The organism is Nostoc sp. UIC 10607, assembly GCF_047228265.1.
In the GTDB taxonomy this organism is placed as follows: Bacteria; Cyanobacteriota; Cyanobacteriia; order Cyanobacteriales; family Nostocaceae; genus Nostoc; species Nostoc foliaceum_A.
In genome coordinates, this window is record NZ_JBIQNW010000155.1 from 1 (window position 1) to 2,843 (window position 2,843).

2 protein-coding genes are annotated in these 2,843 nt (G+C 38.9%); both read left to right on the forward strand.

What is annotated here, in order from left to right; genetic code table 11:
• The coding region (locus ACEYW6_RS35935) for a plasmid replication protein, CyRepA1 family (RefSeq protein ID WP_412983566.1) at positions 1–2,282 on the forward strand (2,282 nt) is incomplete at its 5' end.
• 101 nt (positions 2,283–2,383) lie between these two features.
• The gene (locus tag ACEYW6_RS35940) at positions 2,384–2,767 is read left to right on the forward strand and encodes a surface-adhesin E family protein (protein WP_412983567.1); all 384 of its coding nucleotides are present in this window, start codon (positions 2,384–2,386) and stop codon (positions 2,765–2,767) included.
• Positions 2,768–2,843: the final 76 nt, after the last annotated feature.

Sequence of the window (2,843 nt, forward strand, 5' to 3'; positions counted from 1 at the left end):
GTGAGAGGAGAGTGCTAGTAATTACCCATCGGGTGCAGCTTGCTACGCAGCTTGTGAAAAAACTGGGATTACCTTTCGTTACCGAAATAAAACAGACTGATCAAGGCTCACATTTTGGAATGGGGTTAGTAATTGATAGCCTACATCCAAAAAGCCAAGCCAAATTTAACCCTGATGAGTGGAAAGGCTGCTGGTTAATTTTGGATGAAATCATGCAGCTAATCTGGCATTTGTTGAGCAGCGCTACTTGTCAAAGCGATCGCGTAGCCATCATCAAAAATTTCAAACGCCTGCTACTCAATGTTGTTAATTATGGCGGGAAAATCTTCATTGCCGATGCTGACCTAAACGATATTGGTATCGACTTTATCAAAGGATTAATAGGGCAAGAGATTGATACTTTTTTAGTTGAGAACACATTTAAATTTGTAGAGCCTTGGCAGGTAAATTTAGTAAAGGGTAGTAATCCAGCACAGTTAGTCAAAGTACTTACCCAAAAGTTAGAAGATGGGAAAAAATGCTTTGTTGCTTTATCTGGGCAACGAGCTAGTTCTAAGTGGGGTTCCCGTAATTTAGAGGCTTATTATAGAAAGTTGCTACCACACCTGAGAATTTTACGAATTGACTCTAAAACTACAATTACCCCTGGTCATTCTGCTTTTGGCTGTACAGATAATTTAAATGAGGTAGTTAAGGACTATGATTTGATTCTCACTACCTCAACTATTGAAACTGGTGTATCAATCGAAGAAAAGCATTTTGATTATGTTTTTGGGATTTTCCAAGGTGTACAAACTACCGATGGAGTAAGACAGCATTTATCACGCTATCGCCCTCCAGTCCCTCGTTACATCTGGCTTGGTCAAGTCGGTATCAATAGGGTAGGCAATGGCTCAAATAGCGTTAAAGCCTTACTAGCAGGCGAGTACAGAAAGAATAAAGCAAATATTAAAAAGCTCGTTGATTTGGGTTTTGAGGAATCGATAGAAGGCAATTTTGAGAGCATTTGTATTAATACTTGGGCAAAACTGGGAGCTATTATTAATGATGGAATGAATAGCTATTCCAAGCAAATTATTAGTGATTTGAAAGAGGAGGGTCATATAATCTGTGAACTGAGCGAGAATGAGTCGTCAGAAACCGCAGAAATAGAGGCTACTAAACAAGCAATTTATGATAATTGTAAACAAGAGTATACGGGACATTGCGAGAGTGTAGCCGTATCCGAAAGCATTACAGATGAACAGTTTTTAAAGTTAGATAAGCAGAATTGTAAAACTGAGGAACAACAGTTACAACACAGAAAAGGTGAGATTGAAAGACGTTACAATATTCCCGTTACTTCAGACTTGGTAGAGAAAGATGATAAAAACTGGTATTCGCTAATTCGGTTACATTACTACTTGGGCACGGGTAAAGAGTTTTTACCAGATAGAGAAAAAAATGTAATGTCTACCGCTTTAAAAAATGGCGATGGTGATTATTTTATTCCTGATACCAATAAAAGTTTTATTAATAAGAAGATTGATGCTTTATATTGGCTCCAATTCAATGAGCTTATGCAAGTTGATGAAATTAGCAACAATCATCAGTTAGCAATTGAGTTGTTAGAAAAAGGTAAGAAAAATTCTTACGATTTGAAATTAATACTAAATGTAGATTTTGCAAAAATCAAAACACCGATGGAAGCTTGCCGACGGCTATTTGATTTGATTGGGTATAAATTCCCTCTGCTAAGGAAAGAAGGCAATCGTGGGCAACAAGTCAGAATTTACGGTACACCCGCGCCAGAATTCCAAAAAGACGATGAGAAGAATTTAATTTTGGTCAATGGTCGAGCGGTTCCCGTTAGCGATCGCCGTGAGGAAGTCTTCATAGCATGGGTAGAGCGAGATACTTTGGCAAGGGAAAAAGCACTCGCTGCTAAGTTGGAATCTCAAATTGTGATTATTCCAAAGGTGGCAATAGTTGAGCAAACTGATGTCATTGTGAAAGAGGAAATGGCAACACCAGTTATTCAAGAGTTAACACAAGTCAATCCAGTACCAACATCACAACCCCCACAGTGGACAGGGTTAAAACTCCGGTTGAAACAAGGTGTAGAGGTGACTGGTTTTATTTGGAATAATTGGTATAAACAATTATTTGAAAAATTTGGACAAGCGATCGGGGTAGCTGAAAGTGAACCATTTTTAAACCAATGTTTGCAAAACTGGCAAGTTCATGTTGTCTTTCCCTCTGGGCTAGGTTCAATCCCTCATGAGTGGTTGGAAGCTGCTTAAAATTACTCACTTAGCTAACTCTTCACAGATGTTCTGGTAGTTGTACTAGTGCAATATTTTTTACTCAGTAGCTAAAACTAAAGTATAGTCTTAGCATTTTTATGTTGAAAAAATTAGCTGCATCAGCGATTGCATCTACGATTGCACTTGCTCCTATGGTTGCAAAAGCAGAATGGGTAGCCGTTAGCGAAAGCGATGATCTAATCGCTTATGTAGGCGATAGAGTGACAGTAACAGTTTCTGACAGTCAACCTGCATTTTACTGGCAACGAGTAGTTTACAAGAAAGCTCAAGATGGGGTAAAAGCAGTAGTATCATACAATGCAGTTAACTGCAACCCATTGGCAGCACGAGCAAAAGAGATGATTTTTTATGATAGCCGAGGTTCAATTATAAAAAGGCAAGATTTGAGTGAAACCTCAGATTGGGAATCGCCTATACCTGGCAGTCACTTAGAAGCTAGTTTAGAAACAATTTGCAAATAACCCTCATCCCCAATCCCTCATTCCCCAATACCCAAACCTCATTCCCCATAGCCTTGCCCTCTGAGAATGACCTTGG